We start from the raw sequence: 8,087 nt of genomic DNA, 5'->3' as shown, positions 1-8,087 counted from the left end.
GACATGCAGGGCGTCCCGGTCCGGGTCGGCGTAGACGGCCACGCTCGCGATCCCGGCGTCCCGACAGGCCCGGGCCACGCGGACAGCGATTTCGCCACGATTGGCGATGAGCACCTTGCGCATGCGTCTTCCGTAAGTTGTCGGGTGGCCCCACGGGCCATGGACTGATGGACGGTTCCTCGTCACCCGTGCCGTCGTCACACGTGCTGCCAGGATCCGGCCGGCAGGTGGGCGGACCGCCGGGCCCGGGCCCAGCCGGCCCGGCGGGACGGTCCAGCCGTCCCGTCCGCGTCCTCCCCGGGCCCCGCCGCCGCGCCGGAGTGCTGCCTGGCGAGCAGCACCGCGAGGACGACGGCCAGGTCCTCCTTGGTGGGACTGCCGCGCACCACCGAAAGGTCGTTCATCACCGCTCCTTACGCCGGGGGGTTGCCATGCTTGCGGGACGGGAGGTCGGCATGCTTCGAACGGAGCATGTCCAGCGACCGGATGAGCACCTGCCGGGTGTCGCGCGGGTCGATCACGTCGTCGACCAGGCCGCGCTCGGCCGCGTAGTACGGATGCATCAGCTCCGTCTTGTACTCCTTGATCTTCTGCCGGCGCACGCTCTCGGGGTCGTCGGCAGAACTGATCTCCCGCCGGAAGATCACGTTGGCGGCTCCCTCGGCGCCCATCACCGCGATCTCGTTGCCCGGCCACGCCAGGGAGATGTCCGCGCCGATCGAACGGGAGTCCATGACGATGTAGGCGCCGCCGTAGGCCTTGCGCACGATCAGCTGCACCCGGGGCACCGTGGCGTTGCAGTACGCGTACAGCAGTTTGGCCCCGTGCCGGATGATGCCGTTGTGCTCCTGGTCGACGCCCGGCAGGAAGCCGGGCACGTCGACCAGGGTGACCAGCGGGATGTTGAAGGCGTCACAGGTGGAGACGAAGCGTGCCGCCTTCTCCGACGCGTGGATGTCCAGGACCCCGGCCACCGAGGCCGGCTGGTTGGCGACGATGCCGACCACATGCCCGTCCAGGCGTGCCAGCGCGCACACGATGTTCGTCGCCCACAGCTCGTGCACCTCGAAGAACTCGCCGTTGTCGACGACCTCCTGGATCACCTCGCGCATGTCGTACGCCTGGTTCGGGTCGGCGGGGACCAGGTGCAGCAGGGAGTCGTTGGGGCGGTCGGCCGGGTCGGTGCCCGGCTCGACCGGCGGCAGCTCCCGGTTGTTCTGCGGCAGCAGCGAGAGCAGGTACCGGACCTCCTCCAGGCAGCTCTCCTCGTCGTCGTAGACGAAGCCGGCGACGCCGGAGGTGCCGCCGTGGACGTCGGCGCCGCCCAGACCGTCCATGGTGACCTGTTCGCCGGTCACGGCCTGCACGACATCGGGTCCGGTGATGAACATCTGCGAGGTCTCGCGGACCATGAAGACGAAGTCGGTGAGGGCCGGCGAATACGCCGCACCGCCCGCGCAGGGCCCGAGCATCACGCTGATCTGCGGGATCACCCCCGAGTTGCGGGTGTTGCGCTGGAAGATCCCGCCGTAGCCCGCCAGTGCGGTGACGCCTTCCTGGATGCGCGCGCCGGCACCGTCGTTGAGGGACACCAGCGGTGCCCCCGCGGCCTCGGCGAGGTCCATCAGCTTGTGGATCTTGGCGGCGTGGGCCTCGCCCAGCGCGCCGCCGAAGATGCGGAAGTCGTGCGCGTACACGAACACCGTGCGTCCGTGCACCTTCCCCCATCCGGTGACGACGCCGTCGGAGTGCGGCCGGCGCCGGTCCATGCCGAACGCGGTCGACCGGTGCCGCCGCAGGGCCTCGATCTCCTGGAACGTGCCGTCGTCCAGGAGCAGTTCGATACGTTCGTGGGCGGTCAGCTTGCCCTTGGCATGCTGACGCTCGGTCGCTTGCGGATCGGGACCCTGACGGGTCAGCGTCTTCAGTTCGATCAGTTCTGCCAGGCGCTCGTGGGCCAGCATCGCTACGCTCCTTCGCGGCCTGAGGTCGTGGACGGGTCCGACAGCGCGATGCGGGCCAGCAGGAGCCCGGCATCGGCGAGTTCGGTGGGACTGGTGCCCGAGGCGGCGACGTAGCCGTCGGGTCGCAGGAGCAGGAAGCCGGAGGACCGCCGCACCAGATGGTCGTGGCGGAGCGGCACGGCCGACGCGCGGGCCAGCGCCCGGCCGCGCCGGTCCGCTCCGCCGTCGGCCGGCCCCAGCGTCAGCAGCCGGAAGCCGGGGGGACCGTCCACCGCGGCGGGCGGCACCCAGTGCGGAGCCCGCCGGCCGGGCTCGGGCAGCCGGCCCGGCCGGGCGGCCGCGAGCCGGCCCGCCTTCCGCTCCCCGTGCGGCGACCCCCCGGACAGCGTGTCCGGGTAGTGGACCCGCCATCCGGCCAGCAGCGGCACGAACCAGCGGCGGAGCAGGCCCGTCGCCTCAAGGGCGCTCCACGCCCTGTTGCGTACCCGGGCCGCCGCGGGGCCGAGTGTGAAGACCTTCAGGAACTGGTGGGTGGCACGGACGATCTGCTCGGCGGCCTGGCGCCGCTCCGGCTCGTAGGTGTCGAGGACCCGCGGATGCAGCTCCCCGTTGACGACACCCGCCAGCTTCCACGCCAGGTTGTGGGCGTCCTGGAGCCCCAGGTTGAGGCCCTGGCCGCCGAGGGGCGAGTGCGTGTGGGCCGCGTCCCCCACCAGGAAGCAGCGCTCGGTGTGCAGGACCGAGGCGATCCGCTCCTGGCTGGTGAACCGGTTGACCATGTCGAGGTCCTCGATGGTGAGGCCGCCCGGGCCGCGTTCGTCGAGGAGTTGCTGGACGCCCTCGGGCGTGACCGGGTGGCTGTCCGGGACCGCGCCGGAGACCCGGATGCGGCCACCGGGCATGGCGGCGAAGACGACCGAGCCCGTACGGCCCAGGAAGTAGTGCACCGCGTCCCGTTCGAACGCGCCGTCGATCCTGCCCTCGGCGAGCAGGAAGCCCGTGGACACCGGGGAGCCGACGAAGTCGATGCCCAGCTTCTCCCGGACGACGCTCCGTACTCCGTCGGCGGCGACGAGCCAGTCGGTCTCGATCACCTCCGGGCCGTGCGGTGTCTCGGCCTTCACGGTGACGACGTCCCCGGCGACGGCCACGTCGGTGACGCGGACGGATCGCTCCACCCGGCCGCCGGCCCGTTCCAGAGCGGCCTCCAGCAGCCGGCTGGTGTTCTCCTGCGGGAGCATCAGGGGCTCGTTCTCGGTGCCGAGCGCCACGCGCAGGGTGCGGCCGCCGGCCAGGTGGTAGCTGGTGGAGCGGATCCGCAGGCCCTCCCGCTCGGCCTCGTCGAGGATGCCGGCCTCCCGGAAGACACGCAGGGTGGGCGGGTGGAGCTGGACGGCCCGGGAGCCGGTGTGCGGCTCGGTCTGGGCCTCCACGACGCGCGCCTCGATGCCGCGCTGCCACAGCGCGCAGGCGACGGCCAGCCCGACCGGTCCCGCACCCACGATCAGGACGGGGCTCCGTTTCATGCCGACTTCTCCTTTGCCGAGGTGGTGGTCAGGGACAGGGCGGGGGAGGTTCCGCCGAGCCATGCGCGGACGGCCCGCGCGGTGGTCGTGGCGTGCTCCTCGATCATCGAGAAGTGGTCACCCGGCACCTCGACGGCGTCGTGGCGCCCCTGCCAGGCGGACTGCCCGCCGCCATCGGCGGGCCGGGGGGCACCGGGCACGGGCTCGGCGGGCCGCACGAGCAGGACGGGCGCCTTGACGTCGGCCGGCTGCCAGCCGGACAGCAGGTCCAGGTAGCGGCCCATGGCGGTGATGCGGTCGGGGCTCAGGGGCGCGAACTCCCCGAGTCGCTCCGCCATGCCCGCCATCAGCGCGGGCCCGATCCGGGTGAGCGCTTCGCTGTCGGGCTGGAAGGTGTCGAGGAGGATCAGCGCCTCGGGGAAGTCGCCCCCGGCCTCCAGCCGCGCGGTGACCGCGTGGGCGAGGAGACCGCCGGACGAGTAGCCGACGAGGGCGAACGGGGCGCCGTCCGCGCGGCGGAGCACCGCTTCGGCCGCCGCGCCGGTGATCGCGTCGAGGGTCGCCGGCAGCCGTGTGCCCTCCGTGAAGCCGGGCAGCGAGAGCGCCGAGACGTCCCGGTCACCGCCGAAGGGGGCGGCGAACCGCGCGAACTGGTGCGGGCCGGAGGTGGCGAGGACGGTGGGGAAGCAGATCAGCGAGGGTCCCTGGCCGCCGGAGGCGACGGCCACCGGGTCGGGGACGTCGGCCGGCTCGTGGACCTCGAAGGACGGACGGCCGCTCGCCGCCTCGGCGATCCGGTCGTGCAGGGTGTCGGCCCGGCCTTCGGCGGCGGCGCGCGCGTACTGCGCCGCCAGGTCGTCCGCCGTACCCGCCGGTTCCTGCGCCGTACCCTCCGGGTCGCCGTCCCGGCCGAGTTCGTCCCGCAGGAAGCGGGCCAGGGCGTCCGGGGTGCGCCGGTCCAGGATGACCCGGGCGGGCAGCTTGCGCCGCAGTACGGCGTCCAGGCGGTTGCGCAGGGCGACGGCGCCCACGGAGTCCATGCCGAGTTCGAGGAAGTCCCGGTGGGCGTCGACGGCCTGGGGGTCCTCGTGTCCGAGGAGGTCGGCTATCTCGGCCCGCACCAGGTCGAGCAGCAGCCTGAGGCGCTCGGCCGGGCTCGCCTCCCGCAGCTTCGCCGGGACCGAGGCGTGGTCCGCGTCCGCGGAACCGGCGCCCTGGAGCGCCCGCCTGACCTCGGGGATGCCGCCGAGCAGCGGCCCGGGGCCGCCCGCGGCCAGCACCCGCAGATAGGTGTCCCAGTCGACGTCGGCGAGGACCAGGGCCGTGGCGTCCTCGGCGAGCGCCTGGCGCAGCGCGGCGAGGGCCCGCCGCGGGTCGAGCGGCGGCAGTCCGCGCCGGGTCAGCCGTTCGCGCCGGGTCCGCGCGGCGGCCGCCGCCTCGGCCTCGGCGGGTTCCTCGTACCACACGCCCCAGGCCAGCGAGGTCGCGGGCAGTCCGTGCGCCCTGCGGTGCTCGGCCAGCGCGTCCAGGTAGGCGTTGGCCGCCGCGTAGCCGGCGAGTCCGAGGCCGCCGCCGAGGGCGGTGGTGACCGAGGAGAACAGGACGAACGCCGACAGGTCCAGGGTGCGCGTCAGCTCGTGGAGATGGCGCGCGCCGAGCGCCTTGGTGCGCAGGACCGCCTCCAGCCGGGCGGGGGTGAGCGTGCCGAGCGCCTCTTCCTCCAGCAGGCCCGCGGTGTGGAAGACGGCGGTGAGCGGCGCCTCGTCCGGCAGGTGCGCCAGCAGCGCGGCCAGGGCGTCGCGGTCGGCCGGGTCGGCGGTCGACACGGTCACCCGGGTGCCCGCGGCGTGCAGTTCGGCGACGAGGTGCTCCGTGGCGTCGGAGGAGGCCTCCGGCGCCACGGTCAGCAGCAGGTGTTCGGCGCCGGCCTCGGCGAGCCGGCGGGCCAGGTGCGCCCCGGGTCCGTGGGTGCCCGCGGTGACCAGGACGGTGCCGCGGGTCGGCAGACCGGTGGAGGTGGTGCCGGCGGGGGTGGTGGTGCCGGTGCCGCCGCGCGGGGCGCGTACCAGCCTGCGGGCGAAGAGCCCGTAGGGCCGCAGTGCCAGCCGGCTCTCCTCCCCCGCTCCGGCGAGGACCCCGGTCAGCCGGCCCAGGTCGCGCTCCGCGGGCGCCTCGGGCAGGTCGACGACGCCGGCCCACAGGTGGGGCACCTCCAGCGACGCGACCTCGCCCAGCCCCCACACCTGGGCCTGCACGGGGTCCTCGACGCGGTCGGCGGTGCCGGTGGCGACGGCCCCGCGGGTCACCGACCACACGCGGCGGTCGAAGCCCGTGTCGGACACGGCCTGCAGGAGCAGCAGGGTACCGGCCAGGCCGTGCGGCAGCGCGGGGTGCGGTTCGCCGGCCGTGCCGTCCAGCGGCAGCAGGGACAGCACGCCGGCGGGCGGCTCGCCGCCGGCCGCCTCGCGCAGCCGGCCGGCGAGGTCCGCGCGGTCGGTGCCGGGTGCGACGACGACGGTGCGGGGGCGGGCCCCGCCGTCCTCCAGCGCCCGGACGACGGCCCCGACGAGCGGCGTGTCCGCGGCGGTGGCGGGTACCGCGACCAGCCAGGTGCCGGTGAGGGCCGCCGGCAGGGGGTCGCCGACGGGCTGCCAGACGGCTTTGTAGCGCAGCGGGTCCAGCTCCGCGTGCAGGCGGTTGTCCCGCCACCAGGACGCGAGGGCGGGCAGCACCGCGCCGAGCGGTCCCGGGTCCACGCCGAGCGTGCCGGCGAGGGACTCCAGGTCCTCCCGTCGTACGGTCTCCCAGAACGCGGCCTCGACGGCGTCGGCGGAGCCGGGGTGCTGTTCCGCGGCGGGCTCCACCCAGTACCGGCGGCGCTGGAAGGCGTACGTCGGCAGCTCCACCCGGCCGGCCGTGCCGCCGGGGAAGGCGCCGGTCCAGTCCACGGGGACGCCGCGTACGTGCAGTTCGGCGAGCGAGGCGTAGAAGCGCTCCAGGCCGCCGTGGTCCCGGCGCAGCGTCCCGGTGACGGTGGTCTCGGCGTTGGTGCCCTCGGCGGTCTCCTCCACCCCGAGGGTGAGCACCGGGTGGGCGCTCGACTCGACGAAGACGTCGAACCCGTCGGCGAGGAGCTTGCGGACCACCGGTTCGAAGCTGACCGGGCGCCGGCAGTTCTCGAACCAGTAGTCGGCGGTCAGTTCGGAGCCGTCGAGCACCTCGCCGGTGACCGTGGAGTACAGCGGGACGCGGCCGGGCCGGGGGCGTACGAAGTCCAGCAGTTCGGCGATACGGCCCCGCAGGCGGTCGACCTGGGAGCAGTGGGAGGCGACCGTGGCGGGGATGACCCGGGCCCGTACGCCCTCCGCGCCGAGGGTGGCGACCAGTTCGTGCAGGGCCTCGGGTTCGCCCGCCACCGTGACCAGCCTCGGGCTGTTGATGCCGGCGATCGACAGCGCGTCGCCGTAGGGCTGGAGCCGCGGCTCCACTTCGGCCCGCGAGGCTCCGATGGAGGCGACCGCGCCCCGGCCGACGAGTTCGTCGGCGAAGAGCTGCGAGCGCAGGACGATGAGCCGGGCCGCGTCCTGGAGGGTGAGGGCCCCGGAGACGACGGCCGCCGCGATCTCGCCCTGGGAGTGGCCGACGACCGCGTCCGGCTCCACACCGTGCGAGCGCCACAGTTCGGCCAGGGACACCATCACCGAGAACAGCACCGGCTGGACCACCTCGATGCGGTCCAGTGAGGGGGCGCCGTCCCGCTGGCGCAGGACGTCCTCCACGTCCCAGCCGACGTGGGCGCCCACGGCCTTCGCGCACTCGCGCAGCCGGTCCGCGAAGACGGGTGCGGTGTCGAGGAGCCCGATGGCCATGCCTGCCCACTGGGAGCCCTGGCCCGGGAAGACGAAGACCGTCCGGCCGTGGTCCCGCGCGGTCCCGGTGACCACCTGGGCGCGGTTCTCGCCGGTCGCGAGGGCCGTCAGACCGGCCGTCACCGTGTCGTGGTCGCGGCCGATGACGACGGCCCGGTGGTCGAGCACCGCCCGGGTGGTGACGAGGGCGTGTCCGATGTCGGCGAGGTCGTCCCCGGGGTGCGCGGACAGGCGGGCGGCGAGGCGGGCGGCCTGGGCCCGCAGGGCGTCCCGGCCACGCGCCGAGACCAGGATCGGCAGATCGGCCGGGGTGCTTCCGCCGGGCCGCCGCTCCGGTGCCGCGGCGGGGTCCTCGGCGGGGGCCTCTTCCAGGACGACGTGTGCGTTGGTCCCGCTCATGCCGAACGCGGACACGGCGGAGCGGCGGGGGTGGCCGGTGTCGGGCCACTGCCGCTGCTCGGTGAGCAGTTCCACGGCGCCCGACTCCCAGTCCACGAACGGGGTCGGCTCGTCGACGTGCAGGGTGCGGGGCAGCACGCCGTGCCGCATGGCCATCACCATCTTGATGACGCCGGCCATGCCGGCGGCGCCGAGGGTGTGGCCGATGTTCGACTTGATCGACCCCAGGTAGAGGGGTTCGCCCTCACGGCTCTGGCCGTAGGTGGCCAGCAGTGCCTGTGCCTCGATCGGGTCGCCCAGCCGGGTGCCGGTGCCGTGCGCCTCGACCG

General features: G+C 74.5%; 5 protein-coding genes. All 5 read right to left on the bottom strand.

Annotated features, from left to right (window positions below; genetic code table 11):
* On the bottom strand, window positions 1–123 hold a 123-nt coding region (locus tag IG05_RS46330), incomplete at its 3' end, for a biotin carboxylase N-terminal domain-containing protein (protein ID WP_146166841.1).
* A gap of 74 nt (window positions 124–197) precedes the next feature.
* Window positions 198–404, bottom strand: a complete 207-nt coding sequence (locus tag IG05_RS0140440) for an acyl-CoA carboxylase epsilon subunit (RefSeq protein ID WP_030349103.1) — start codon at window positions 402–404, stop codon at window positions 198–200.
* Between the two features lie 9 nt (window positions 405–413).
* Entirely contained in the window at window positions 414–1,964 is a 1,551-nt protein-coding gene (locus tag IG05_RS0140435) for an acyl-CoA carboxylase subunit beta (protein ID WP_030349102.1), read from the bottom strand.
* 2 nt (window positions 1,965–1,966) lie between these two features.
* Entirely contained in the window at window positions 1,967–3,490 is a 1,524-nt protein-coding gene (locus tag IG05_RS0140430) for an FAD-dependent monooxygenase (RefSeq protein WP_051790830.1), read from the bottom strand.
* The coding region (locus tag IG05_RS0140425) for an SDR family NAD(P)-dependent oxidoreductase (protein ID WP_078894882.1) at window positions 3,487–8,087 on the bottom strand (4,601 nt) is incomplete at its 5' end. The genes IG05_RS0140430 and IG05_RS0140425, both read right to left, overlap by 4 nt.

Source organism: Streptomyces sp. NRRL S-1022, assembly GCF_000720135.1.
Lineage (GTDB): Bacteria > Actinomycetota > Actinomycetes > Streptomycetales > Streptomycetaceae > Streptomyces.
Note: the sequence above shows the minus strand (reverse complement) of the source record. Positions and strands in the feature narration are given on the sequence as shown.

What these genes read in the sequence shown, in the direction of transcription:
- IG05_RS0140430 (WP_051790830.1), bottom strand. Translation starts at nt 3,490, where the DNA reads ATGAAACGGAGCCCCGTCCTGATCGTGGGTGCGGGACCGGTCGGGCTG.
- IG05_RS0140435 (WP_030349102.1), bottom strand. Translation starts at nt 1,964, where the DNA reads ATGCTGGCCCACGAGCGCCTGGCAGAACTGATCGAACTGAAGACGCTG.
- IG05_RS0140440 (WP_030349103.1), bottom strand. Translation starts at nt 404, where the DNA reads ATGAACGACCTTTCGGTGGTGCGCGGCAGTCCCACCAAGGAGGACCTG.